Source organism: Streptomyces thermocarboxydus, from assembly GCF_024760485.1.
GTDB lineage: Bacteria > Actinomycetota > Actinomycetes > Streptomycetales > Streptomycetaceae > Streptomyces > Streptomyces cellulosae.
In genome coordinates, this window is the sequence record NZ_CP058273.1 from 3,295,042 (window position 1) to 3,319,538 (window position 24,497).

The 24,497-nt window shown below is 73.2% G+C and carries 25 protein-coding genes; 14 read left to right on the top strand and 11 right to left on the bottom strand.

Annotation, left to right across the window (positions count from 1 at the left end; genetic code table 11):
• Positions 1 to 56: 56 nt before the first annotated feature.
• Positions 57 to 983 carry a mycothiol synthase gene (gene mshD / locus AY578_RS15155; protein ID WP_028960243.1) on the top strand — a complete coding sequence of 309 codons (927 nt, stop codon included), beginning with the start codon at positions 57 to 59 and terminating at the stop codon, positions 981 to 983.
• A gap of 55 nt (positions 984 to 1,038) precedes the next feature.
• Here mshD and AY578_RS15160 read toward each other — a convergent pair whose 3' ends face one another.
• From AY578_RS15160 to AY578_RS15180, 5 genes are all read right to left on the bottom strand, one after another.
• Entirely contained in the window at positions 1,039 to 1,824 is a 786-nt protein-coding gene (locus tag AY578_RS15160) for an ABC transporter (protein ID WP_215048844.1), read from the bottom strand.
• Entirely contained in the window at positions 1,821 to 3,344 is a 1,524-nt protein-coding gene (locus tag AY578_RS15165) for an ABC transporter permease (RefSeq protein ID WP_258902650.1), read from the bottom strand. Before AY578_RS15165 ends, AY578_RS15160 begins: the two co-directional genes overlap by 4 nt.
• The gene (locus tag AY578_RS15170; RefSeq protein WP_258902651.1) at positions 3,341 to 4,201 is read right to left on the bottom strand and encodes an ABC transporter ATP-binding protein; all 861 of its coding nucleotides are present in this window, start codon (positions 4,199 to 4,201) and stop codon (positions 3,341 to 3,343) included. The genes AY578_RS15165 and AY578_RS15170 overlap by 4 nt, the downstream gene beginning before the upstream one ends.
• A gap of 391 nt (positions 4,202 to 4,592) precedes the next feature.
• Positions 4,593 to 5,432, bottom strand: coding sequence for a hypothetical protein (locus AY578_RS15175; protein WP_028960246.1), 840 nt, complete (start codon positions 5,430 to 5,432; stop codon positions 4,593 to 4,595).
• Complete coding sequence (locus AY578_RS15180) at positions 5,429 to 5,980, bottom strand: RNA polymerase sigma factor (RefSeq protein ID WP_028960247.1); 552 nt, start codon at positions 5,978 to 5,980, stop codon at positions 5,429 to 5,431. Before AY578_RS15180 ends, AY578_RS15175 begins: the two co-directional genes overlap by 4 nt.
• 145 nt (positions 5,981 to 6,125) lie before the next feature.
• Here AY578_RS15180 and AY578_RS15185 point away from each other — a divergent pair, with 145 nt between their 5' ends.
• The 10 genes from AY578_RS15185 (at position 6,126) to pstB (ending at position 16,966) form a co-directional block, all read left to right on the top strand.
• On the top strand, positions 6,126 to 6,551 hold the full coding sequence (locus AY578_RS15185; protein ID WP_019526699.1) for a GntR family transcriptional regulator: 426 nt from the start codon (positions 6,126 to 6,128) through the stop codon (positions 6,549 to 6,551).
• Positions 6,548 to 7,435 carry an ABC transporter ATP-binding protein gene (locus AY578_RS15190; RefSeq protein ID WP_258902652.1) on the top strand — a complete coding sequence of 296 codons (888 nt, stop codon included), beginning with the start codon at positions 6,548 to 6,550 and terminating at the stop codon, positions 7,433 to 7,435. The genes AY578_RS15185 and AY578_RS15190 overlap by 4 nt, the downstream gene beginning before the upstream one ends.
• Entirely contained in the window at positions 7,432 to 8,439 is a 1,008-nt protein-coding gene (locus AY578_RS15195; protein WP_258902653.1) for an ABC-2 membrane transporter-related protein, read from the top strand. Before AY578_RS15190 ends, AY578_RS15195 begins: the two co-directional genes overlap by 4 nt.
• 269 nt (positions 8,440 to 8,708) lie before the next feature.
• On the top strand, positions 8,709 to 10,943 hold the full coding sequence (locus AY578_RS15200) for an RNA degradosome polyphosphate kinase (protein WP_258902654.1): 2,235 nt from the start codon (positions 8,709 to 8,711) through the stop codon (positions 10,941 to 10,943).
• Positions 10,924 to 12,120, top strand: a complete 1,197-nt coding sequence (locus AY578_RS15205; protein ID WP_370879126.1) for a CHAD domain-containing protein — start codon at positions 10,924 to 10,926, stop codon at positions 12,118 to 12,120. Before AY578_RS15200 ends, AY578_RS15205 begins: the two co-directional genes overlap by 20 nt.
• 26 nt (positions 12,121 to 12,146) lie before the next feature.
• Complete coding sequence (locus AY578_RS15210) at positions 12,147 to 12,587, top strand: NUDIX hydrolase (protein WP_161108341.1); 441 nt, start codon at positions 12,147 to 12,149, stop codon at positions 12,585 to 12,587.
• Between the two features lie 230 nt (positions 12,588 to 12,817).
• Positions 12,818 to 13,945, top strand: coding sequence for a phosphate ABC transporter substrate-binding protein PstS (pstS, locus tag AY578_RS15215; protein ID WP_258902656.1), 1,128 nt, complete (start codon positions 12,818 to 12,820; stop codon positions 13,943 to 13,945).
• 135 nt (positions 13,946 to 14,080) lie between these two features.
• The gene (gene pstC, locus AY578_RS15220) at positions 14,081 to 15,088 is read left to right on the top strand and encodes a phosphate ABC transporter permease subunit PstC (protein ID WP_019526692.1); all 1,008 of its coding nucleotides are present in this window, start codon (positions 14,081 to 14,083) and stop codon (positions 15,086 to 15,088) included.
• Positions 15,085 to 16,143, top strand: coding sequence for a phosphate ABC transporter permease PstA (pstA, locus tag AY578_RS15225; protein WP_019526691.1), 1,059 nt, complete (start codon positions 15,085 to 15,087; stop codon positions 16,141 to 16,143). The genes pstC and pstA overlap by 4 nt, the downstream gene beginning before the upstream one ends.
• Before the next feature lie 46 nt (positions 16,144 to 16,189).
• A complete protein-coding gene (gene pstB, locus AY578_RS15230; RefSeq protein ID WP_006136313.1) occupies positions 16,190 to 16,966 on the top strand; it encodes a phosphate ABC transporter ATP-binding protein PstB in 777 nt (258 codons plus the stop codon).
• Between the two features lie 105 nt (positions 16,967 to 17,071).
• Here the strand turns inward: pstB and AY578_RS15235 are convergent, their stop codons facing one another.
• Positions 17,072 to 18,070 carry an inorganic phosphate transporter gene (locus AY578_RS15235; protein ID WP_019526690.1) on the bottom strand — a complete coding sequence of 333 codons (999 nt, stop codon included), beginning with the start codon at positions 18,068 to 18,070 and terminating at the stop codon, positions 17,072 to 17,074.
• Between the two features lie 7 nt (positions 18,071 to 18,077).
• Positions 18,078 to 18,698 (bottom strand): DUF47 domain-containing protein, encoded by a 621-nt coding sequence (locus AY578_RS15240; RefSeq protein WP_026244101.1) that lies wholly within the window; start codon positions 18,696 to 18,698, stop codon positions 18,078 to 18,080.
• Between the two features lie 237 nt (positions 18,699 to 18,935).
• Between AY578_RS15240 and AY578_RS15245 the strand changes: the two genes are divergently transcribed.
• Positions 18,936 to 19,358 (top strand): metal-sensitive transcriptional regulator, encoded by a 423-nt coding sequence (locus tag AY578_RS15245; protein ID WP_028960254.1) that lies wholly within the window; start codon positions 18,936 to 18,938, stop codon positions 19,356 to 19,358.
• Between the two features lie 4 nt (positions 19,359 to 19,362).
• On the opposite strand, the gene AY578_RS15250 is transcribed toward AY578_RS15245, so the two are convergent.
• Both AY578_RS15250 and AY578_RS15255 read right to left on the bottom strand, forming a co-directional pair.
• Positions 19,363 to 19,572, bottom strand: a complete 210-nt coding sequence (locus AY578_RS15250; protein ID WP_026244100.1) for a hypothetical protein — start codon at positions 19,570 to 19,572, stop codon at positions 19,363 to 19,365.
• Positions 19,573 to 19,687: 115 nt separating this feature from the next.
• Positions 19,688 to 20,536, bottom strand: a complete 849-nt coding sequence (locus tag AY578_RS15255; RefSeq protein WP_258902658.1) for an SCO4651 family lipoprotein — start codon at positions 20,534 to 20,536, stop codon at positions 19,688 to 19,690.
• 102 nt (positions 20,537 to 20,638) lie between these two features.
• Between AY578_RS15255 and AY578_RS15260 the strand changes: the two genes are divergently transcribed.
• Both AY578_RS15260 and AY578_RS15265 read left to right on the top strand, forming a co-directional pair.
• Positions 20,639 to 20,800, top strand: coding sequence for a hypothetical protein (locus tag AY578_RS15260; protein WP_168713413.1), 162 nt, complete (start codon positions 20,639 to 20,641; stop codon positions 20,798 to 20,800).
• A gap of 118 nt (positions 20,801 to 20,918) precedes the next feature.
• Positions 20,919 to 22,460: an FAD-binding oxidoreductase gene (locus tag AY578_RS15265; RefSeq protein WP_258902659.1), complete on the top strand. Its 1,542-nt coding sequence runs from the start codon at positions 20,919 to 20,921 to the stop codon at positions 22,458 to 22,460.
• Positions 22,461 to 22,561: 101 nt separating this feature from the next.
• Here the strand turns inward: AY578_RS15265 and AY578_RS15270 are convergent, their stop codons facing one another.
• Positions 22,562 to 23,269 carry a phosphatase PAP2 family protein gene (locus AY578_RS15270; RefSeq protein WP_028960257.1) on the bottom strand — a complete coding sequence of 236 codons (708 nt, stop codon included), beginning with the start codon at positions 23,267 to 23,269 and terminating at the stop codon, positions 22,562 to 22,564.
• A gap of 209 nt (positions 23,270 to 23,478) precedes the next feature.
• Positions 23,479 to 24,426, bottom strand: coding sequence for a bifunctional lytic transglycosylase/C40 family peptidase (locus AY578_RS15275; RefSeq protein ID WP_237490671.1), 948 nt, complete (start codon positions 24,424 to 24,426; stop codon positions 23,479 to 23,481).
• Positions 24,427 to 24,497: the final 71 nt, after the last annotated feature.

Below are 24,497 nucleotides of genomic sequence, written 5' to 3' on the forward strand. Positions count from 1 at the left end.
GTCCTGCGCGCCCCGTTGCCGTCCCCTCACCGTGCCGTCCCTTTACCCTCGTACGCATGACCAGCGACGCGTTCTCCCGGCCCGGCCGCCCCCGTTCGCTCCAGACGTACACCGCGCTCGACCAGGAGCAGGTTGACGCGGTGCTCGCGCTGCTCGACGAGGCGGCGCGCGCCGACGGCCAGCAGGCCGTGTCCGAGCAGGGCCGGCTGCAACTGCGCGGCGGGGAGCGGGAAGGCGTCCAGCATCTGCTGCTTTCCGTCGGCGAAGAGCTGGTCGGATACGCCCAGTTGGAGGACACCGACCCGGTGGAGCCGCCCGCAGCGGAACTGGTGGTGCACCCCGCGTACCGGGGTCAGGGACATGGGCGGGCGCTCGGCACGGCGCTGCTCGCCGCGTCGGGCAAGCGGCTGCGGGTGTGGGCGCACGGCGGGCACTCCGCCGCCCGGCATCTGGCGCAGGTGCTCGGGCTGACGCTGTTCCGTGAACTGCGGCAGATGCGGCGGCCGTTGGCGAACCTGGATCTGCCGGACCCCGTGCTGCCGGAGGGCGTCACCGTGCGCACCTTCGAGCCGGGCCGGGACGACGCGGCGTGGCTCGCGCTGAACGCCGCCGCGTTCGCCCACCACCCGGAGCAGGGCTCCCTCACCCAGCGGGACCTCGACGACCGCAAGGCCGAGCCGTGGTTCGACCCCGCGGGCTTCTTCCTCGCGGAGCGCGAGGGGCGCCTGGTCGGCTTCCATTGGACGAAGGTGCACGCCGAGGAGGGCCTTGGCGAGGTGTACGTCCTCGGGGTCGCCCCGGACGCGCAGGGGGGCGGGCTGGGCAAGGCGCTGACCACGATCGGGCTGCGGCATCTGGCGGAGCGGGGGTTGCCCACCGCCATGTTGTACGTCGATGCCGACAACAAGGCGGCGGTGTCCGTGTACGAGCGGCTGGGGTTCGTCACGCACGAGACGGATCTGATGTACCGGACGGAGACGTGAGGGCCGGCTGAGGCCGGCACCTTGTCGGTCACGTGGGGCCTGAACACCGCAGGCTTCACGGGCGACAGGGTTTTTCGCCCCCGCCGCCCCTTCCCTTCCCGTCCCTGGGGGCTGCGCCCCCAGAGCCCCCTTTCGGCCCTTCGGGCCTCGTCCTCAAGCGCCGGACGGGCTGGAAGGGGCGGACCGGTTCCGTCCAGCACACCGCGACCGCCAGGAGCGCGCCGCACAGCAGCAGCGTCCAGTGGCCGCGGCCGTCCCCCCAGTGCGGGTCGCCTGGTGCGGTGAACAGTGCCCAGTCCGCGGGGCTCAGCAGCGGTGCCAGGACCGCCGTCACCAGCAGGGTCGCGGAGACCGCCTGGCCCGGCCGGTCGGCGCCCCGGCGGCGTACCGCGTAGGCCACGCCGGCCAGGGCGAGGGCGAGGGCTGTCGCCGCCTCCAGGGTGACGGCCCCGGCCGGGGGGCGTGCCTCCTGCGGGACCAGCAGGACGGCCGTCGTCCACCACGCGGCGGCCACCGGCAGCAAGAGCCCGCACCGCAGCGCGTGCCGGAGGACGCGGCGCACGGGCACGGCGGCGGTGGTCTGCCGGGCCGGGTCGTCCAGGAGGAAGGCGGCGCCCAGGGCGAAGCACAGGGCGGCGGCCCGCAGGGCGTTCACCCCGGCCCACGGGGTGACCTCGCCGCCCGAGAGCCGGGGCACCGCGGCCGCGAGGAGTCCGAGTCCGCCGCCCGCCGCGAGAGCCCACCAGGGCACCGTGCGGGCGACCGGGCGGACCAGCGGGAGCAGGACGCCCCGCCGGGTCTCGCGCACCGGGGTGTCCTCGGCCGTCCGGGTTCCGGTCACAGGCACTCGTTCTCCCCCTCGGGCTTCTCCAGGCCCAGCACCTGCGCCACGCGGTCGGTCGTCACCTTCGGGGCGGTCAGCTCGGGCCAGCCGGCCTTCACCTTCGCGGAGGCCTTCTCGCGGGGCAGGTCCAGGAGTTCGCGCAGCAGCTCCGTCTGGGCGGAGGTCATCTGCGACGGCTCCGTCTGCGAGATGACGAGCGCCGAGCCGGTGTCGCTGTCGTCGAGCCGCACCCGGCGCAGGTCCGCGAGCGGGTCGGGCCGGCCGGCGAGGGCCAGCCACATCACGGTGACCATGCGTCCGTCGCACACCTCGACCGCCGTGGCCTCCGAGCCGGTGACCAGCACCCCGGCCACCGCGACCGCGAACTCCGGCACCCGGTTGCCGCCCCAGGCCGTCCCGACCGTGACCTCGCCGGGGCGGGTGAGCGGGGAGAGGGTCGCGTCGGCGTCCAGGCCGTAGCGGGCCTCGACCCGCTGCCGTACGGCCAGCGGACGGTTCCGGGCGTCACCGGCGGCCAGGGCGCGGACGTCGTCGACGACGCGGGCCCAGTCGCCGGTGCGCGGCTCCCACTCGTCGAAGGCGCAGTACGTCGTGGCGTCCCGTTCGACGCAGGTGTGGAGCTTCTCCGGGGTGACCGAGGCCCGTACGCGCGCCTCGGTGACGGACTCCGGCACGCCACGGGACTGGCCCACCACGCCGACCAGGGTCAGCGCGACCGCCCCGGCGACCGCGGCCTGCGCGGTGCGCAGCCGGGCGCCGCCGGACAGCAGCACCGCGGCCGTCATCAGGGTCAGCGCGAACCCGCCCAGGTACAGGGCGTGCCAGGCGGCGGGGCGGCCGATCAGGCCGGAGGGCAGGGTGACGACGCTGTGCGCGCCGACCGAGGGCATCAGCCACCGCGACCAGCCGTCGGCGGCGAAGCCGGTGAGGAACGTGGCGAGGAAGAGCATCAGGACGATCAGCAGCGGCGCCGCGAAGGGCGCGGTGACCAGGCGGGCCAGCAGCACCCCGAACGCGCCGAGGAGCAGCACTGACAGCGGGCCGACGAGGAGTTCGGCGGGCGAGCCGTGCCCGACCGCGCCCGGCTTGAGCGCCTCCCAGGCGAACTGCCCGCCCACGCACACCGCGGTCATCAGTGCCGCCGCCGCGACGGACAGCAGGTGCGCGACCGTGCGTCCCCAGCGCGGCAGGACCAGCACGTCGAGGTGCCGTTCGGTGTCGTGGCGCCGGGAGCGCAGCACGGCGTGGTTGGCGCTCAGCAGCACCGCGAGCCCGACGAGCAGCGGCCCGTCCTGGGTGGCGCGGTCGGCGTCCTGCAGCGCGGGGAAGCCGTCGAAGGAGACGCGGGTGCGCCACACGGTCCAGCCGACGTACACGGCGAAGGCGACGAGCACCGGCAGGCGGGTGAGGAGCCTGCGCGTCTCGAAGCGGGCGAGGGCGAGAACCGCTGCCCGGGAGGCGCCGGGCGGGGACGTCGCGGGGGCCGGGGCGGGGGCGAGGGCGGTGGCCGTGGTCATGCGGTCACCTCCGCGGCGGCGCCGTCCAGGGTGAGCAGGTAGCCGTCCTCCAGCGTGGGTTCGAGGAGGTCGGCGCCAGGGGGCGGATCGCCCACGTTGCGGAAGGTGCCGAGTCCGGTGCGCCAGCCGGCCAGGGCGCCCGGGTCACGGCCCTCGCTGCTCCACACGCGTCCGGCGGCCCGTGCGGTCAGCTCGGCGGGGGTGCCGTCGAAGCGGACGGTGCCGCCCGCGAGGACGACGACACGGTGGCAGAGCATCGCCACGTCCTCGGTCTGGTGGGTGGACAGCAGCACGGTCCGGCCCTCGCCCGCGGTGGCGATCAACTCGCGGAACCGCATGCGCTGTTCGGGGTCGAGGCCGACGGTGGGCTCGTCGAGGACGAGGAACGCCGGGTCGCCGGCCAGGGCCGCCGCCAGCGCCACCCGCTGCCGCATGCCGCCGGACAGCTTGCGGATCCGCTTGCCGCGCACGTCGGCCAGGCCGACCTCGTCGAGCACCCGGCGCACCTCGCGGTGGCGGGCGGCGCGGTCGGTCAGCTCCTTGAGGATCGCCACGTAGTCGACGAACTCGAATGCGGTGAAGTCCGGGTGGAAGCCGGGGGTCTGCGGCAGGTAGCCGAGCCGGCGGCGCACCTCCTGGCGGCCGCGCGCGGTGGACGGGTCGTGGCCGAGCACGGTGAACGCGCCCCGGTCGGCCGGCACAGCGGTGGCGAGGACCCGCAGCAGCGTGGTCTTGCCGGCGCCGTTGGGGCCGAGCAGCCCGGTGACGCCCGGGGACAGCCGCAGCGACACGTCGTCCAGGGCGCGGGTCGCGCCGTAGTGGAGGCTCAGCCCGGAGGCCGAGACGGTGGGGGTCATGAGTACTCCCGTGGCAGGTGTGGTGGGACCGGGGCGGCGGTGCGCCCCGGCCGTCGGAACGCCGGGTGCGGTGGGACCGCGGGGGTCCGGCTCAGGTCGGTGCGGGTGCGGTGGGACCACGGGGTCCCGGCACAGGTCGGTGCGGGTGCGGTGGGACCACGGGGGTCCGGCACAGGTCGGTGCGGGTGCGGTGGGACCACGGGGGTCCGGCACAGGTCGGTGCAGGTGCGGTGGAACCGCGGGCCCCGGCACAGGTCGGAGCAGTGCGGTGGAACCGTGGGGCCCCAGCCCAGGTCGGAGCAGGTGCGGTCGGACCACAGGGCCCCGGCCCAGGCCGTTGCCGGACGTGGTCGGACCGCAAGCCCCCGGCCCGGATCGAAGCCGCACGCGGTCACACCGCGGAGTCCCGGCACAGGTCGAAGCGGTCCCTCAGCAGGACCAGCAGTCCGGCGGCGAGCACGGCGACGGCCGCCGACACGCCCTGTCCGGCCGCGGTGAACGGGGCGAGCGTCTCGTGGGTGCCGGAGCGGACCGCGTCCGCCGTGACCAGCAGCGCGGCCCAGCCGCCGCCGGTCAGCGCGGGCGCCAGGACGGGCCCGAGCCGGGCCGACAGCGCGAGCGCCGTGGCGGTGAGGGCGAGCGCGGGCAGCAGCCAGCTCAGGGCGAGCAGCCCGTACCCGGGCAGGGCGAGCGTGGCCAGGCCGTTCAGGCCGAGCCCGGCGGTCAGCGCGGCGACCGTGCGGATCATCAGCAGCCGGAACCCGTGCATGGGCGCGACCACGGCCATCTCGTACGTCGGGTCCATCCGCGGCCCGTACGACAGCGCCACCCCCGCGAGCGGCAGCAGCGGGGCGAGCGCGAGGAAGAGGGTGGGCCGGCGGCCCGCGGTGACGGCCACGGTGAGCAGCAGCACCGCCGACACCGCGCCCAGCCAGGAGCGGCGCAGCGCCGGGGTGGCCGCGAGCAGCCGGGCCGTGTGGTCGCGGACGCCGAGCCGCAGCAGCAGCGACTCCAGCAGCCCGGGCCGGGGAGCGTCGAGCTCGGCGTCCAGCCGCTCCCAGCCGTCGTCCAGGGCGACGGTGTCGCCGAGGCCGGCGAGCACGGCACGGCAGTGCGCGCACGCCGTCAGATGGGTGTCGGCCGACCACAGCGCGGGCGCCTCGAGACCGCCCCGCGCGTAGGCCCGCAGGTCGTCCTCCGGCACATGCCAGCGCCTGTCCTCGTACGTCATGCCAGCGCCTCCCGGAGTTGCCTGCGGGCGCGCATGGCCCGCGTCTTGACCGTGCCCGGCGGGATGCCGAGCAGGACCGCGGCCTCACGGGTGGTCAGCCCGTCGACCACGGTCGCCTGGAGCACCGCGCGCAGTTCCGGCGACAGCCGCACCAGGGCACCGGCGAGGTCCCCGTGCTCCACCCCCGCGAGCACGCGCTCCTCCGCCGACACCTCGTCCCGGTGGCGCAGCCGCGCCAGCGCCTGCCTCAGCCGCCCCCGCGCCCCGGCCCCGCGCAGCGCGTCGACCAGCCGGCGTGAGGCGATCCGCCACAGCCAGCCGGCGGCGTCCGCACCCGCCGCGTCCTCACGCCAGCGGGCCGTGCCGCGCCACACCGCGAGGAAGGTCTCCTGCACGACGTCGTCGACGAGGGCCGCGTCGGCGCACCGGGTGCGCATGCGCGCGGTCAGCCACGGCGCGTACCTCCGGTACAGCTCCTCGAAGGCGCGCCGGTCGCCGTCGGCCGTGACGGCGCGCAGCAGCTCGCCGTCGCTTCTCATCTCGCTCACGTCTCCTCATCGGACGGGCCGTGCCGATCGGTTCACGGATCGGCGGTCGAATGCGCGGCCGGGTTCGCGATCGGGTCCCGCTTGACTTTCGCACCCCCCATGCACCACCCTTTCACTACTCAATTAGTGAAAGGGTGGTTGTCGAGTGGTCGACTACCGCATCGACCGGCGCAGCGGCGTGGCCACCTACGTCCAGATCGTCCAGCAGACCAAGCAGGCGATCCGCCTGGGCCTGCTGGCGCCCGGCGACAAACTCCCCACGGCCCGCGAGGTCGTGGAGGCCACCGCCGTCAACCCGAACACCGTGCTCAAGGCGTACCGGGAGCTGGAGCGCGAGGGCCTGGTCGAGGCCCGGCGCGGCCTCGGCACCTTCGTGCGCCGCTCCCTCGGCGCGGCCCCCGCCGACTCCCCGCTGCGCGCGGAGCTGGAGGACTGGGCCGCCCGGGCGCGGGAGTCGGGCCTGGAGCGGGAGGACGTCGCCGCGCTGTTCACCGCCGTACTCGAGACGCACTATCCGGAGCAGGCCGCGCACGCCGCGTCTGCGCACACCCCCCAGGGAGACCCGTCATGACCGTCCCGGCCCTCGAGGCGGACGCGCTCGGCAAGCGCTTCGGCCGTCGCGCCTGGGCGCTGCGCGACTGTTCCTTCCGGCTGCCCGCCGGACGCGTGTGCGCCGTCGTCGGCCCCAACGGCGCCGGCAAGTCCACGCTCCTCGCGCTCGCCGCCGGACTGCTCGCGCCCACCGAGGGCACGGTCCGCGTGCTCGGCGCCCACCCGGCCGCCGCCCGCCCCCGCGTCGGCTTCGTCAGCCAGGACAAGCCGCTGTACCCGCAGCTCACGGTCGCCGAGACGCTGCGCATGGGCGCCGATCTCAACCCCGGCCACTGGGACGCGGACACCGCGCACCGGGCCGTGGCCGGCGGCGACCTGGACCCGGGCAGGCGGATCCGGGCCCTCTCCGGCGGCCAGCGCACCCGGGTCGCGCTCGCGCTCGCCCTGGGCAAGCGGCCCGAACTGCTGCTCCTGGACGAGCCGATGGCCGACCTCGACCCGCTCGCGCGGCACGAGCTGATGGGTCTGCTGATGGGCGAGGCCGCCGCCCACGGCACCACCGTGGTGATGTCCTCGCACGTCGTCGCCGAGCTGGAGGACTCCTGCGACCACCTGCTGCTGGTCGGCGGCGGCCAGGTCCGGCTCTCCGGCGCGATCGACGACCTGCTGGCCGCCCACACCCGGGTGACCGCCACCGCCGGCGCGGACCTCGACCCCCACGAGGTCGTCGAGTCCCGCACCACCGGCCGCCAGCTCAGCGCGGTGATCCGCCCGTCCGGCCCGCTCCCCGACGACTGGCGCGCCCACACGCCGTCCCTCGAGGAACTCGTCCTGTCCTACCTGCGCAACCCCGCGGCCCCGGCCCCGGCCCCCGCGCCCGAGATTCTGGAGGCCGCCGTATGACCGCCGCTCTCACCACCCCGGCCGCGCCCGCCGCCGCCCGCCCCGCCGGCGTCCCCCGCCAGTGGCGCTGGCTGGCCCGGCTGCAGCGTCCGGCCCTGATCGGCGGCGGCGCGCTGGTGCTGCTCACCGCGGCGGCCCTGGTGTGGCTCGGCGGACCTCTCACCGACGCGTCCGCGGCGGCGTGGAAGGCGTACAACGCCTGCGGGTTCACCCCGCGCTGCTCCTACGACCAGAGCGCCATCCTGCTCTACAAGGACGTCTACAACTACGTGACGTTCGCCGTGCTGGCCGTGCCCTTCCTGGTGGCCGCCTGGGCCGGGGGCGCGCTCGTGGGCCGCGAGACGGAGTCCGGCACGGCCCGCCTCGCCTGGACCCAGGGGGTCTCCCCGGCCCGCTGGCTGGCGTCCCGGCTGGTCCTCCCGGCCGTGCTCACGGTCGCCGGGACCGGTCTGCTGGCGGCCCTGCACCGCTGGGCCTGGGCGACGGGCAGGGACCGCATCGACACCACCAAGTCCTGGTACGACGCGGCCACCTTCCACGCCAACGGCACCGTCCCCGTGGGCCTGGCGCTGGCCGGTCTCGCGGCGGGCGCGCTGGCCGGGCTGGTGCTGCGCCGCGCGACGGCCGCGCTGGCCGCCGCAGCGGTCGCCGTCGGCGTGCTGTGGGGCGCCGTGCACGCGGCAATGCCGTACCTGTGGCCGTCCGTGACCCGGGTCACCGCCCTGGACGAGGGACCGCTCGGGCGCGGCCTCCACGTCGGCGAAGGGGTGCTGACCGCCGGGGGCAGCCGGGCAGCGGCCCCGTGCCTCACCAGCCGGATGCAGAGCTGCCGCGACACCCTGGCCGACATGGGCGCCACCGCCTTCTACCGCGACCTGCACCCCGCCTCGCACTACTGGCCGCTCCAGCTGGTCGCCACGGGCATCCTGCTCGCCGTCGCCGGCCTGCTGACGTACGCGGCCTTCCGTGTGCTGCGCCGTACGACCGGGACGGCGCGCGGCTGACGCGTCCGCGTACCGGGGGGCCGTGCCCGTGGGGCACGGCCCCCCCTTGTCGTGAACACCCCGTGGGCCACCGCCCGCTGCCCTGGACGTCATGTCGCCGTAACCACGGATTCAGACAGCCTTGCGACGCTCGGTGAATGCATCCCGCCGCGGCAGAGCCCTCACCCCGCCGGGTGAACGGGCGGTACGGGGACGCCTCAGAGCCACCACCGCTCCCACCCGCGTTTTCCGACGCGCCCACGACGCCCCTCGCGCGGAAGAATGGGGTCATGAGCCAGCCCAACACCCAGGCACAGGTCCAGCACCCGCAGCCCTCCGTGGGCTCCATCGCCGCGCACCGGCCGCACACCGTGGCCGGGACGGTGTCCGACCTGGAACCCGACATCGACGCCGACCTGGACGGCTACGAGGAGGCGCAGCCCGACGGCGCCGCCCCGCTGCCGCAGGGCCGTTTCCTCGACCGCGAGCGCAGCTGGCTGGCGTTCAACGAGCGGGTGCTCGAACTGGCCGAGGATCCCGAGACGCCGCTGCTGGAGCGGGCGAACTTCCTCGCGATCTTCGCCAGCAACCTGGACGAGTTCTTCATGGTCCGGGTGGCGGGACTCAAGCGGCGCATAGCCACCGGCGTGGCCACCCGCTCCGCGTCCGGCCTCCAGCCGCGCGAGGTGCTGGAGATGATCTGGGCCCGCTCCCGGGAGCTCATGGCGCGGCACGCCGCCTGCTACCACGAGGACGTCGCCCCCGCCCTCGCGGAGGAGGGCATCCACCTGGTCCGCTGGAACGAGCTCACGGAGAAGGAGCAGGCCCGCCTCTTCACCCTGTTCCGGCACCAGATCTTCCCGGTGCTGACTCCGCTCGCGGTGGACCCGGCGCACCCCTTCCCGTACATCTCGGGGCTGTCGCTCAACCTGGCCGTGGTGGTGCGCAACCCGGTCACCGGGCACAAGCACTTCGCCCGGGTGAAGGTGCCGCCGCTGCTGTCCCGCTTCCTGGAGTCCTCCCCCGGCCGCTACGTCCCCGTCGAGGACGTCATCGCCGCGCACCTGGAGGAGCTGTTCCCGGGCATGGAGGTGCTGGAGCACCACGCCTTCCGGCTCACCCGCAACGAGGACCTGGAGGTCGAGGAGGACGACGCGGAGAACCTCCTCCAGGCCCTGGAGAAGGAGCTGATGCGGCGCCGCTTCGGGCCGCCCGTGCGCCTGGAGGTGGAGGAGTCCATCGACCGCGAGGTGCTGGACCTCCTCGTGCGCGAGCTGAAGATCTCCGAGGCCGAGGTGTACCCGCTGCCCGGCCCCCTCGACCTGACCGGCCTGTTCCGCATCCACAGCCTGGACCGGCCCGAGCTGAAGTACCCGAAGTTCGTCGCCGGCACCCACCGCGACCTGGCGGAGGTGGAGTCCGCGTCCGCGCCGGACATCTTCGCCGCCCTGCGCAACAAGGACGTGCTGCTGCACCACCCGTACGACTCCTTCTCCACCTCCGTGCAGGCGTTCCTGGAGCAGGCGGCGGCCGACCCGGACGTGCTGGCCATCAAGCAGACGCTGTACCGCACCTCCGGCGACTCCCCGATAGTCGACGCGCTCATCGACGCCGCCGAGTCCGGCAAGCAGGTCCTCGTCCTGGTGGAGATCAAGGCCCGCTTCGACGAGCACGCCAACATCAAGTGGGCGCGCAAGCTGGAGGAGGCCGGCTGCCACGTCGTCTACGGCCTGGTCGGCCTGAAGACCCACTGCAAGCTGTCGCTGGTGGTCCGTCAGGAGGGCGAGACGCTCCGGCGGTACAGCCACGTCGGCACCGGCAACTACCACCCGAAGACGGCCCGGCTGTACGAGGACCTCGGGCTGCTCACCGCGGACCCGCAGGTCGGCGCGGACCTCTCCGACCTGTTCAACCGCCTCTCCGGCTACTCCCGGCGCGAGACCTACCGGCGGCTCCTCGTCGCCCCCAAGTCCCTGCGGGACGGGCTGATCTCACGGATCGACAAGGAGGCGCAGCACCACCGCGCCGGGCGGCCCGCGTACGTACGCATCAAGGTCAACTCGATGGTCGACGAGGCCGTCATCGACGCCTGCTACCGGGCGTCCCAGGCGGGCGTGCCCGTCGACATCTGGGTGCGCGGCATCTGCGCGATCCGGCCCGGCGTGCCGGGGCTGTCGGAGAACGTGCGGGTACGGTCCATCCTCGGCCGCTTCCTCGAGCACTCCCGGGTGTTCGCCTTCGGCAACGGCGGCGAGCCCGAGGTGTGGATCGGCAGCGCCGACATGATGCACCGCAACCTCGACCGGCGGATCGAGGCGCTGGTGCGGGTCACCGACCCGGCGCACCGGGCCGCCCTCAACCGGCTGCTGGAGACGGGGATGTCCGACACCACGGCGTCCTGGCACCTCGGCCCGGACGGCGAGTGGACGCGGCACTCCACGGACGCGGACGGCCAGCCCCTGCGGAACATCCAGGAGATGCTCATTGACGCCCGGAGGCGCCGGCGTGGCACAGCGGCACCCTGATCCCGCGGACGTCCTGGCCCGCCATCTGCGGGCCAGGGCCACCGAGTTCCTCCGCGCGCTGCGCCTGAACCGGGGCGCGGCGACGCCGGAGGACTCCGCGGAGGCGGCCCGCGCCCTGCGCCGCGCGGCCCGCCGCATCAGCGCGGGCCTCTACACCTTCCAGCCGGCCCTGGACCCTGCCTGGTCCCAGAGACTGGGCCCGGAACTGGCCTGGGTCTCGGGCACCCTCTCCCAGGAAGACGCCTGCACGACCCGCCTGACCCGCCTCCAGGACGCCCTCCACCACCTCTCGGGCCCTGCGGCCCCGACACCCCCCTCGGCCCGTCGGTCAACGCCCAGCACTTCCGGTGTGCCCCTTCCCGCCGACGCCACCCCGCCGGACGCGCCCCGGCCCGCGACCTCCGTGTCCGGCACCCCGGCCCCCGCCCGCGCGACCGGGGCCCTCCCCGCAGCGCCCCGCCGCGCCCCCACCGCGACCGCCACCGTTCCGGCCCCGGACGGCCGGCGCGCCGTCGCACCGCGTCCCGAAGGCGGATCCGGCGCCGCCCCCGGCCGCGTTCCCCTGGCCGTGGGCGCCGCCAAAGCCGCCGCTCTCCTGGAGCGGCAGCTCACCCTCGCCCGGACGCGGGCGCACTCCGCCGCGCTGCAGGCGCTCGGGTCCGCGCGGTTCCACGCCGTCGCCGATCAGGTGGCCGTGCTGGCCAGTGAGGTGCCGTTGGCGGGCAGGGCCGCGAATCTCGAGCTGCGGCCGCTCGCCGAGGCCGCGCGGGAGCGGCTCGTGGACGCCGTGGCCGCGTTGCCGCTGGTCACCGCGGGGAGTCCGTACAACGCGGAGGCGCTGGTGCACGGCCTGTCGCCCGACCCCGCCCCGCACCCGCAGGACGCCCCCTGGCACCAGGTGCGGCTCCTGCTGAGGCTGCACCGGTACGCCCAGGAGGTGCTGGACCCGGCCGCGGGCGGCGACCCCCGGCTGCGCGCCGCGGGCGAGGCGCTGGACCGGCACCGGGACGCCGCCGAGGCGGCGGCCGCCGCCGCGCAGGCGGCCCGCACGCCGAGGATCGCCCCGGCGACGGCGTACGCGCTGGGCGTGCTCCACGCCGGCCAGCGGCATGAGGTGGAGGCGGCGCGGTACGCGTTCCAGCGTGCCTGGCAGCAGCCGCATGCCGGCACGACGTAGAACGCCCCGGAACAGGGAGGCCCCCGGTGCCTACCACCCCACCCGCCGCGAACGGCGCCCTCACCATCGAGGCGGCCGGCTGCGTCCTGTGGCGCCGCTCGCCCGTCACCGGCGAGCTGGAGCTGTGCCTGGTCCACCGGCCCAAGTACGACGACTGGTCCTGGCCGAAGGGCAAGCTGGAGCGCGGCGAGGACGCGCTCGCGGGCGCCCTGCGCGAGGTCGCCGAGGAGACCGGGTACACCGCCGTGCCGTCCGTCGAGCTGCCCAGCACCCGCTATCTCGCGCACGGCCGCCCCAAGCGGGTCCGCTACTGGGCGGCCGAGGCGGTCTCCGGCACGTTCACCCCCAACGAAGAGGTCGACCGCATCCTCTGGCTCCCGCCGGACGAGGCCCGCCGCCGCCTCACCTCGCCGATGGACGCCGGTCTCGTCGACGCCCTCCTCGCCACCCTCCGCCCGGCCCGCTGACACCGCCCGCGCCGTACCTGCCACCGCCCGCGCCGCGGCCTCACCGCACCGTCCTCAGGGGTTCACCCCTCGTTCATGTACGCCCTTCGGCCGCTTCACCTCTTCTGCCTAATTTCGGCCTTACGCGGTGCGGATCGCCCGTACAGGAACCCTTACAGGACGAGGCGGACCGCCTCACCACACTTCGCACGCCGCCGAATTCAGGACGGCGGCCACTGGAAGGAACACAAGTGAAGCTTCAGCGCATGAACCGGCGGGCCCTCGCTCTCGGTGCTCTCGCCGTCACCGGCGCCCTGGCCCTCACGGCGTGCGGCTCCGACGACACCGGCAACAGCAGCGGCGGCGACGCCTCCGCCGCCGCGCAGGCCGGGAACATCGACTGCGGCGACGCCAAGGGCCAGCTCCAGGCGTCCGGCTCCTCCGCCCAGAAGAACGCCATCGACGCCTGGGTGAAGCAGTACACCGCAGCCTGCAAGGACGTGCAGATCAACTACAACCCGACCGGCTCGGGCGCCGGCATCACCGCGTTCACGCAGGGCCAGACCGCGTTCGCCGGCTCGGACTCCGCGCTGAAGCCGGACGAGGCCGAGGCGTCGAAGAAGGTGTGCACGGACGGCCAGGGCATCGACCTGCCCATGGTCGGCGGCCCGATCGCGGTCGGCTTCAACGTCCCCGGCGTGGACACCCTCGCCCTGGACGCCCCGACCCTCGCGAAGATCTTCGACAACAAGATCACCAAGTGGAACGACCCGGCGATCGCCAAGCTCAACCCCGGCGCGGACCTTCCCGACCTGAAGATCCAGGCCTTCCACCGCTCCGACGAGTCCGGCACCACGGACAACTTCACCAAGTATCTGAAGGCCGCCGCGCCCAAGGACTGGACGTACGAGCCGGGCAAGTCCTGGGAGGCCGAGGGCGGCCAGTCCGCGCAGGGCTCCTCCGGCGTCGCCCAGCAGGTGAAGCAGACCTCCGGCGCCATCTCGTACTTCGAGCTGTCCTACGCCTCGGACGGCATCAAGACCGTCGACATCAAGACCGAGGCGACCCAGCCGGTGAAGGCGACCATCGAGAACGCCACCGCCGCCATCGGCGCCGCCAAGGTGGTCGGCACCGGCAAGGACCTCGCCCTGGAGCTGGACTACACCCCGTCCGCCGAGGGCGCGTACCCGATCGTCCTGGTGACGTACGAGATCGTCTGCGACAAGGGCAACAAGGCCGACACCCTGCCCGCCACCAAGTCCTTCCTGAACTACATGGCCTCCGAGGAGGGTCAGGGCCGGCTCGCCGAGGCGGGCTACGCCCCGATGCCGCAGGAGATCATCACCAAGGTCCGCGAGACGGTCTCGAGCCTCAGCTGACCCGAGTGTGCGGCCCGCGCCCGATCCGGGCCGGGCCGCACCGTCCGGTGCACCGCCCACAGGAGCCCCGAGGGCTCCGGACGGCTCCGACCGAGCCGTCCGGCCGCCCGGCGGCTCCGCAGACCGGAGAACCCGATGGACATCACCACGCAGAAACCCGCCGCACCACCGGCGCCCGGCCCGGCCGCGCCGCCCCCCGACACCCGAGCCGCGCGCAGCGTCACCCGCCCCGGCGACCGGATCTTCCTCGGACTGTCCCGGGGGTCCGGCATACTCGTCCTGGTCCTGATGGCCGCCATCGCGGCCTTCCTCACCTACCGCGCCTCGCTCGCGATATCCAAGGACGAGGCCAACTTCTTCACCACCTTCGAGTGGAACCCCAGCGGCCTCCCGCCGGAGTTCGGCATCGCCGTCCTCGCCTTCGGCACGGTCGTGTCGTCGGTCGTCGCGATGGTGATCGCCGTGCCGGTCGCCGTCGCGATCGCCCTGTTCATCACGCACTACGCCCCGCGCCGCCTCGGCGGCCCCATCGGCTACGTGATCGACCTGCTCGCCGCCGTCCCGTCCATCGTCTACGGCCTGTGGGGCGCCCTCGTCCTGGTGCCGCACCTGGACGGCCTGTACGGCTGGCTCGACGACTACCTCGGCTGGACCGGGATCCTGGAGTGGAACGACGGCGCCCCGCGCTCGCTGTTCACCGTCGGCATCCTGCTGGCGGTGATGATCCTGCCGATCATCACCAACGTCAGCCGTGAGGTGTTCCGCCAGGTCCCGCGGATGCACGAGGAGGCCGCCCTGGCCCTCGGCGCCACCCGCTGGGAGGTCATCCGCATGTCGGTGCTGCCGTTCGGCCGCTCCGGCGTGATCTCCGCGTCGATGCTGGGCCTCGGCCGCGCCCTCGGCGAGACGATGGCCGTCGCCATGGTGCTCTCCCCGAGCTTCACGATCAGCGCCAGCCTGCTCGACCCGGGCGGCGGCACCTTCGCCCAGAACATCGCCGGCAAGTTCAACGAGGCCACCGAGATGGGCCGGGACGCGCTGATCGCCTCCGGTCTCGTGCTGTTCGTCATCACGCTGCTGGTCAACGGCGCGGCCCGGCTGATCATCGCCCGCCGCAAGGAGTACTCGGGGGCCAACGCATGACCCACACGATCGACGACACCCGCCGGTCCGGCTCGCTGCGCGGGGCGACCCTGCCGAAGTGGTTCCCCTGGGCCGTCGCCGGCGCCTCCGCCGCGCTCGGGTACGGGATCAGCGCCGCGGCCGGGCTGCACAGCGACATCCAGTGGGCGCTGATCGCGGCGCTGCTGTTCGTCGGCGGCTCGTTCGCCGTGTCCGCCAAGGTCGAGGGGCGCCGCCAGGCCCGGGACCGCACCGCGACCAGCCTGGTGTGGGTGGCGTTCCTGCTGGCGGTCATCCCGCTCGCGTCCCTGACCTGGGAGACGGTCAAGCGGGGCATCGAGGTTCTCGACGGCTACTTCCTCACGCACTCGATGGGCGTGGTCGCCGACTCCGAGCCGGGCGGCGGCATCTACCACGCCCTGCTGGGCACGCTGGAGCAGGTCGGCCTGGCCACCGCGATCTCCGTGCCGGTCGGCGTGCTCACCGCGATCTACCTGGTCGAGTACGGCCGCGGCCGGCTGGCGAAGGCCGTGACCTTCTTCGTCGACGTGATGACGGGCATCCCGTCCATCGTCGCGGGCCTGTTCGTCCTCAGCCTGTGGATCCTGATCCTCGGCATGGGCTACTCCGGCTTCGCCGGGTCGATGGCGCTGTCCATCCTGATGATCCCGGTGGTGGTGCGCTCCACGGAGGAGATGCTCAAGCTCGTCCCCAACGAGCTGCGCGAGGCGTCCCTCGCCCTCGGCGTCCCCAAGTGGCGCACCATCCTCAAGGTGGTCCTGCCGACGTCCGTCGGCGGCATCACCACCGGCGTGATGCTCGCGATCGCCCGCATCACCGGCGAGACGGCCCCCGTGCTGCTCCTGGTGTGGGGCACGAACTTCATCAACGCCAACCCGTTCCAGGACCCGCAGGCCTCCCTGCCGATGTACATCTACCTGCAGTACACCAACGGCTCCGAGGCGGCGTACGACCGTGCCTGGGCGGCGGCCCTGACGCTCATCGCGTTCATCATGATCCTCAATCTGGTGGCCCGCGGCATCGCCCGCTGGAAGGCCCCGAAGACCGGTCGCTGACCGGCTCCCCCGCACAGTCGGCGACCCGAAAGAAGCAGTGATACCCATGGCCAAGCGCATCGACGTCAGCGGCCTCAACGCCTACTACGGATCCTTCCTGGCCATCGAGGACATCTCGATGACCATCGAGCCCCGCTCCGTGACGGCCTTCATCGGACCGTCCGGCTGCGGCAAGTCGACCTTCCTGCGCACCCTCAACCGCATGCACGAGGTGACCCCGGGCGGCAGGGTCGACGGCAAGGTCATGCTCGACGACGAGAACCTCTACGGCGCGGGCATCGACCCGGTGGCCGTGCGGCGCGAGGTCGGCATGGTCTTCCAGCGCCCGAACCCGTTCCCCACCATGTCGGTCTACGACAACGTGGCGGCGGGCCTGCGCCTGAACGGGAAGTACCGCAAGTCCCAGCTGGACGACGTCGTCGAGAAGTCGCTCAGGGGCGCCAACCTGTGGAACGAGGTCAAGGACCGGCTGAACAAGCCCGGCTCGGGCCTCTCCGGCGGCCAGCAGCAGCGCCTGTGCATCGCACGGGCCATCGCGGTCGAGCCGAACGTGCTGCTGATGGACGAGCCCTGCTCCGCCCTTGACCCGATCTCCACCCTCGCCATCGAGGACCTGATCGGCGAGCTGAAGGAGCGCTTCACGATCGTCATCGTGACGCACAACATGCAGCAGGCGGCGCGCGTCTCGGACCGCACGGCGTTCTTCAACCTGGCGGCGGTCGGCAAGCCCGGCAAGCTGATCGAGATCGACGACACGGAGCGGATCTTCTCCAACCCGTCGGTCCAGGCCACCGAGGACTACATCTCCGGCCGCTTCGGCTGACCCGGCTCCTCGCGACGCTGCATGGCGGTGCCGCCGCGAGGCACGAAGGGCCCGCCCCCGCTCATCGGGGGGCGGGCCCTTCCACGCGCAGGTGCCGGCGCGCCGCTACAGCGCGACCAGATGCACCAGTCCGAAGCAGGCCGCGGCCACCAGGGCGGCGGCCGGCATGGTGATGAACCAGCCGAGGACGATGTTCTTGGCGACGCCCCAGCGGACCGCGTTGACCCGCTTGGTGGCGCCCACGCCCATGATCGCGGAGGTGATCACATGGGTGGTGGAGATCGGCGCGTGGAAGATGAACGCGGAGCCGAACATGATCGACGCGCCGGTGGTCTCGGCGGCGAAGCCCTGCGGCGGGTCCAGCTCGATGATCTTCCGGCCGAGGGTGCGCATGATGCGCCAGCCGCCCGCGTAGGTGCCGAGCGACAGCATCAGCGCACAGGCGATCTTCACCCACACCGGGATCGGGTCGCCGAATTCCTCGACGTCGGCGATGACCAGGGCCATCACCACGATGCCCATGGTCTTCTGGGCGTCCTGGAGGCCGTGGCCGAGGGCCATGCCGGCCGCGGACACCGTCTGGGCGATGCGGAAGCCGCGCTTCGCCTTGTGCGGGTTGGCCCGCCGGAACATCCACAGGATCACCGTCATCACCAGGTAACCGGCGATCAGACCGATGACCGGTGACACGAACATGGGGATGACGATCTTGTCGAGGACGCCGTTCCAGTACACCGTCGTCCCGCCGGCCAGCGCGGCGCCGACCATGCCGCCGAACAGGGCGTGGGACGACGAGGAGGGCAGACCGAAGTACCAGGTGATGAGGTTCCAGACGATGGCGCCGATCAGGGCCGCGAAGAGGATTCCCATCCCCGTCGACCCTTCGGGCGTCTCGATCAGCCCCTCACTGACGGTCTTGGCGACCCCGGACCCCAGGAAGGCGCCGGCCAGGTTCATCACGGCCGCCATGGCGAGCGCCGCGCGGGGCGTCAGCGCACGCGTGGAGACGGACGTGGCGATGGCGTTGGCCGAGTCGTGGAAGCCGTTGGTGTAGGTGAAGAAGAGCGCGACCCCGACGGTCAGGATCAGAGCGAAGGTGTCCATGAAGGGCTCAGGACTCCTTGACCGCGATGGTCTCCACCGTGTTCGCGACGTGCTCGAAGGCGTCCGCCGCCTCCTCCAGCACGTCCACGATCTGCTTGAGCTTCAGCACCTCGATCGCGTCGTACTTGCCGTTGAAGAGGTGGGCGAGCAGCTTGCGGTGGATCTGGTCGGCCTGGTTCTCCAGCCGGTTGACCTCGATCCAGTACTCGGTGAGGTTCTCCATGGTCCGCAGGTGCGGCATGGCCTCGGCGGTGAGCTCCGCGGCCCGCGCCAGGACCTCGATCTGCTGCTCGACGCCCTTGGGCAGTTCCTCGACGTTGTAGAGGACGACCAGGTCGACGGCCTCCTCCATGAAGTCCATGATGTCGTCGAGGGAGGACGCCAGGTTGTAGATGTCCTCGCGGTCGAACGGCGTGATGAACGAGGAGTTCAGCTGGTGGAAGATCGCGTGCGTGGCGTCGTCACCTGCGTGTTCCGCGGCCCGCATACGCTCTGCGATCTCGGCCCTGGCGGAGGTGTCCGCCCCGAGCAGTTCCATCAGGAGCTTGGAGCCCGTGACGATGTTGTCCGCGGACGCGGCGAACATGTCGTAGAAGCTCGTCTCCCTGGGGGTCAGACGAAAGCGCACGTGGGGTCCTCGGTATGCGTCGGTTTCGGTCAGGCTGATGCTAGGCACATCATCCGGCCACCAATAACGGCCGCCCCCCAGTGTCGCCCATCGGACAGAGTGATGAGTACGGGGGCGGCGGGTGCGGCCGGGCGGATCCCGTGACCGGCGCGGACGGGCCGTCCGCGGACCGGCGAAGTTCGGTACCATATACCCACCAGGGGTATATAGCGCCCATCAGGACACCAGGAGGACGCGATGACCACCACCGGAACCGGCGCGCACGCGCCCTCCTCACCGAACGCGGACGACGCCGTGGACACCTCACTCGCGACGGGCGCCCCGGACACCGAGGATGTGACGGACGTAACGGACATCGTGACCGATCACGACCGGGGCATCCACGGCTACCACCACCAGAAGCAGGAGCACCTCAAGCGGCTGCGCCGCATCGAGGGCCAGATCCGCGGACTGCAGCGGATGGTCGACGAGGACGTCTACTGCATCGACATACTCACCCAGGTGTCCGCCTCCACGAAGGCGCTGCAGTCGTTCGCGCTGCAGTTGCTGGAGGAGCACCTGCGCCACTGCGTCGCGGACGCGGCCGTCAAGGGCGGCGACGAGATCGACGCGAAGGTCAAGGAGGCCACGCAGGCCATCGCCCGCATGCTGCGGACCTGACCGGTCAGGACCGTGGGGGCCGGGGCCTGGAGCCTCCGGCGGTGTCCGTCCGCGTCTCGGCCACCCGCAGCACCTCGTCGATGCTCTCCAGGCTGAGCCGGTCCTCGGCGTTGGACGCGGCGATGATCAGCTCGCCGCACAGTTCGATCTCGGCGAGCGCCACGTGATCCTGGACCGGAACCGTCCCCCTCCCGAGCGGAGCCACGCGCCTCACCTCACTCTGTCGTCACCGACTTCCTAGAGTAGGGAGCGCCCTACGGACCGCGCATGGCACGGAAGGGCTAGTTCGGCCCGGCCACTGCCGGTCCCGTCCCCGCCCGCCGGCGCCGTCACTCCTGGGCGATCCGCCCGGCGTAGATGTCCTCGTCCGCAGGAAGCCGCACGTCGGCGGGGGCGCCGAAGTCGTACAGCAGGGTGGTGGAGGCGACCGCGACGGGCTCGTGCCGCTCGCCGTTCACGAAGCTGAACCGGTGCCGGATCTTGCGGATTCGCCCCTCGTCGTCGAGGTACACGTCGAACGGCACCCGCGCCGTGGCGAACCCTTTCGCCGCCGCGCCCAGCGGACCCCGGTTGACCTCCGACGCCGCCTGCGAGGCCGCGTCCAGGTCGGCGGTGCCGCGATAGTGCCGCACCCGCGCCCCGGCCACCTCCGTCCGCCCCACGAACTCCGCCGAGAGGGTCCCGCGCAGCACCTCGGCCGCGGCGAACGGATCGGTCGCCCCGCCGGTGACCAGGTTCCCGTCGGACAGCGTCGCCGTGTCCACCCGCACCCACTTGTCGGCGGGCACCCCGGCGCCCCGGTTCTTCATGTACAGCGCGCCGGGGGCGAGCAGTTCGGTGATCGGCCGGCGGTCGGCGGCGCCCGCGGGGTCCTGCGGCAGCCGCACGTTCAGCCGCCCGAGCCGCCTACGGTAGTCGTAGACCCCCTCGCCCCGGATGGTGACCCGGGTGCCCCCGGCGGCCATCTCCAGCGAGGTGCGCGTCTGGGAGGTGCCGGCCTCCACCAGCGCGTCGGCGGCCGTGCGCAGCACCTGCACGGGATCACCGGCGGGCGGCCCCTGCGCGACGGCGTCGCCGCCCGCGCACCCGGCGGCGCCGAGGCCGAGCCCGAGACAGCAGACGACCCCGGCCACGGCCGTCATGCCGTGCGTGCGCCTGTGCTGTCTCGATCGCGCCATCCCCGTATACCCCCGCTCCGTCCGACACGGGCCGCTGTCAGTGGCGTTAACGACGGGTCAGGGGCCCCGTCACGCGGCCCGGCGGGCGTTACCGTGGACGGCGTGCCGCACCAGGACGACGCGCCGGAGTCCCGGCCCCACCGCACGACCACCACCGAGCAGGGGCCCTTCTGCACCGCCCGCTGCAGCTGCGGATGGCGCGGCCCGGCCCGCAGGGCCAGGAGCCTGGCCCGCAGGGACGCCGAAAACCACACGGGGGAGTGACGCGGCCCCCGCCAGGTGCCGAGAATGGCCCGGCACCCGGTCCTGAGACCTCCCGCGGTCCGCCGCTCCCGGGTGCCGTGACAGGCCGTCCCCCCACCCGACGTCCGGAAGGCCGCCCGTGAACCGCCGCACCTTCGTCGCCGGCACCGCCGCGCTCACCGCGTCCGCGTGCACGCCCTCGGAACCCCGGCCGACGCGGCCGACCCCGCGTGCCCCGTCCTCCCCCACGCGTTCCAGCACCCCGCGCCCCGCGACGCCCGCCGACTGGACCGCCCTGGCCGGGCACCTCGACGGCCGCCTGGTGCGCCCCGGCGACGCCGACTGGACCACCGCGCACCGCCTCTACAACACCCGCTTCGACACCCTCAGGCCCGCCGCCGTCGCCTACGTCCGGCACGCCGACGACATCCGCACCGCCCTCACCCACGCCCGTGAGCACGCCGTCCCGCTCGCCGTCCGGGGCGGCGGCCACTCGTACGCCGGCTGGTCCTCCGGCGACGGGCGGCTGATCGTCGACGTGTCCGGCCTGGCCCACATCCGCGTCGAGGGTGACACGGCCGTCGTCGGCGCCGGCGCCAAGCTGATCGACGTCTACCGCGCCCTCGCCGCCCGCGGGCTCACCGTCCCCGGCGGCTCCTGCCCCACCGTCGGCATCTCCGGCCTCACCCTCGGCGGCGGCCACGGCGTCACCTCCCGCGCCTACGGCCTGACCTGCGACAGCCTCACCGAGGCCACCCTGGTCACCGCAGACGGCAGACAGCTCACCGCCTCGGGATCCGAGCACCCGGACCTGTTCTGGGCGCTGCGCGGCGCGGGCAACGCCCAGTTCGGCGTCGTCACCGAGTTCCGCTTCCGCACCCACCCCGCCCCGCGGAGTGTCACCGGCTATCTGACCTGGCCGTGGGAGCGGGCGGCCGCCGTGGTCGCGGCCTGGCAGGAGTGGGGCCCCGACCAGCCCGACGAGATCTGGTCCTCCCTCCACCTGGAGAACACCGGAGCCGGACCCTCCGTCTCCGTCGCCGCCTTCTCCCTCGGCACCTACGGCGAGCTGCAGAACGCCGTCGACCGGCTCGCCGACCGCATCGGCGCCTCCGCGAACAACGTCCTGCTGCGCCGCCGCTCGTACCAGGAGTCGATGGAGCTGTACGCGGGCTGCACGTCGTTCGCCGGCGACCGGTGCACCCTGCCCGGCAGCACGCCCGGCCGCAGCCCCGAGGGCGCCCTGTCCCGCGAGACGTACGCGGCACGCTCCGACTTCTACGACCGCCCCCTCGACGACGCCGGGATCGCCACCCTGCTGGACCGGATCCGGGCGGCCCGCGGCGGCTCGGCGAGCATCGCGCTCACCGCTCTCGGCGGCGCCGTCAACCGGGTCGCGCCCACCGCGACGGCGTTCGTGCACCGCCGCTCCCGCGTGCTGGCCCAGTACCTCGCGTCCTGGCACCCCGACAGCTTGGACGGCAGGGAGGTCCGGGACTGGCTGACGGCCACTCACGAGGCGCTGCGCCCGCACGCGTCAGGCGCCGCCTACCAGAACTACACCGACCCCGACCTGGCCGACTGGCGCCGCGCCTACTACGGCGACGCCGCCCCGCGCCTGTCCCGCCTGAAACGGCAGTACGACCCGGACCGGGTCTTCACCACCCCGCAGACCCTCTGAGGTCGGCCTGCCGGCATGCCCTTGGAGCGCCGGACGGACGAAGGGCCCGTGACCGCCCGCCCCTTAAGGGGACGGAGGTCACGGGCCCTCGTGCGACGTCGTCAGGCCGCCAGGTCCCGCTCCTCGGGACCGGCGCCCGCAGCCCCGCCGCCGCTGCGCTCGGCCACCCGCCGGCGCTGGCCCTGCGGCCGGGCGGACACCAGCCAGCCGGCCTTCGGCGACCGCTCCACCGCGCGCATCAGCGGCGTCAGCAGCGCCATCGCGAGCGGCGACAGCAGCAGCGCGACCGCGGTGCCGAGCGCCAGTCCGCCCACCACGTCGGTCGGGTAGTGCACACCCATGTAGACGCGGATGAAGCCGCCGATCAGGCCCAGCACCAGCGCGACGAGGCCGAAGCGCCGGTTGGCCAGGAACAGACCCACCGCCAGCGCCATGCAGAGCGTCGCGTGGTCGCTCACGAAGGAGAAGTCGTTCTTGCCGTCGACGAGCACCTCGAGCCCCTCGTGGTCGTTGAACGGCCGCGGCCGCTCGACGAATCCGCGGATCGGCACGTTCACCAGGACCGCGACGCCCGCCGCGAGCGGGGCCCACGCCAGGGCCGCCACCGATGACGGGGCGTCAGGTCCGCCACGCCTGCGCACGCCCCACCAGCACCAGAGCACCATCGCGACGAGGCCGAAGAGCACCCCGTACTCACCGACGAACTCCATGACGTGGTCGAACCACGGCGGGGCGGCCTTCGCGAGGCCGTTGATGTCGTAGAGCAGGTCGACGTCGGGGTTCGACCCGGAATCGGCGAGTCCAGCCATGGTGCTGCGGCCCCTTCGTCATGTCGTCCGGCGCACGGACGCGCGCCGTTCTGCCACCCCCGTGGTCTGTAGATCCGCTCGTCCGCTCGGCTACGAGAACAGGAACGCACGGCCTGCGCCGATCCGTTCCGCACTCCACCGAAAGATCACGCAGACGTTATCGAAGAGAGATGCGTTCTCGCAGCTCAGGGGGGTGTCTGTCGCTCCGCTCACACCGTCGTGGGGAGCGCTTTCGCGCCATCTTCCGTGACCCGGGTGGCACCAAAGTAGTCAGGAGTGTCGATCGGGTCGAATCGGATCACCGCACCGGGACGCGGCGCGTCGATCATGTACCCGCCGCCGACATAAATACCCACATGCCGGATGGCCCGCGAATTGGTCAGGTCGTCCGAGAAGAACACCAGATCACCCGGCAGCAGCTCGTCCCGGTCCGGATGCGGACCCGCGTTGTACTGGTCGTTCGCCACACGCGGCAGCGTGATCCCCACACTCTCGTACGCGGCCTTCGTCAGACCCGAGCAGTCGAAGCGTCCGCCCTGGTCAGCGGTGCCGTTGCCGCCCCAGAGATAGGGAGTGCCGAGCTTCTTCTGCGCGAACGCGATGGCCCCGGCGGCCTGCCGCGACGGGTCCACCCGCCCCACGGGCGCCGCGAAGCTCTTCTCCAGTTCGCGGATCCGCTTCACATAGTTCCGCGTCTCCTCGTACGGCGGCACACCCCCGTACTTGATGACCGCGTACGCCCCCGCGTTGTACGAGGCGAGCATGTTTTCGGTCAGATCCCCGCCGACGTCCTTCACGTAGGACGCGAGCGCGCAGTCGTAGGTCGCCGCGGACGGGATCGCGTCCGCCGGGTCCCACACGTCACGGTCCCCGTCCCCGTCGCCGTCGATGCCGTGGACGGCCCAGGTGCCGGGGATGAACTGCGCGATGCCCTGCGCGGCGGCCTGGCTCTGCGCCCGCGGGTTGAACCCGCTCTCCTGGTAGAGCTGCGCGGCGAGCAGCGCCGGGTTGATGGCGGGACAGAGATTGCCCCAGCGGGAGACGAGCTGCTGATAGGCCGCCGGCACACTGCCCTTGGCCAGCGACTTGGCGGCGCCGCCGCCCACCCCGTTCACCAGGTTCCCGGCGACGACATACACCCCGACGACGAGCAGCATCACGAAGGCGAGCGCGGATCCGACGGCAAGAGTCGCACCGACCCACACCTTACGCACCGTCAACCACCCCT